1 protein-coding gene is annotated in these 397 nt (G+C 62.2%); it reads right to left on the bottom strand.

From position 1 onward, the window contains the following. Window positions 1-397, bottom strand: a 397-nt coding sequence (locus tag JG676_RS08610; RefSeq protein ID WP_200217983.1) for a phytanoyl-CoA dioxygenase family protein, incomplete at both ends; no start/stop codon positions are given.

The raw sequence follows: 397 nt of genomic DNA, 5'->3' as shown, positions 1-397 counted from the left end.
GTGTGGAAGATGAACGGATCTTCGGCGAAGCCGGTGCCGGCATCGCCCAGGACCGTCATGAAGCGTTCCTTGCCGTATATGCGCTCGAGCTCGTCCGTTGGCCGTCCTACCGTGAGCGTGAGCTGGTGGCGCAGCGGCCGGCTCGTGTGGGTGCCCGGTATGCAGCGATGTGGGCCCGCTGCCTCGTCGACTGCTCGCAGGTAGAAAAAGAACTTGAGCGTGCGCCAGCCGTTCATGTCGAAGTGGTACTTGTCTTGCGATGCCGCATGCAGGTCGGCGTCACTGACCCGCTCTGCCGGAAAACTCCACCACAGGCGCGTTCGATTCCAGACAGCCGACTTGCCGAGATAGGCGATGGCAACAGCACGCAATGCGGGATCGTCGCGTAACTTCGAGA

Source organism: Campylobacter sp. 2018MI34 (assembly GCF_016598975.1).
Lineage (GTDB): Bacteria > Campylobacterota > Campylobacteria > Campylobacterales > Campylobacteraceae > Campylobacter_D.
The sequence above is the reverse complement of the archived record's forward strand: the minus strand, read 5'-3'. Positions and strand labels throughout refer to the sequence as shown.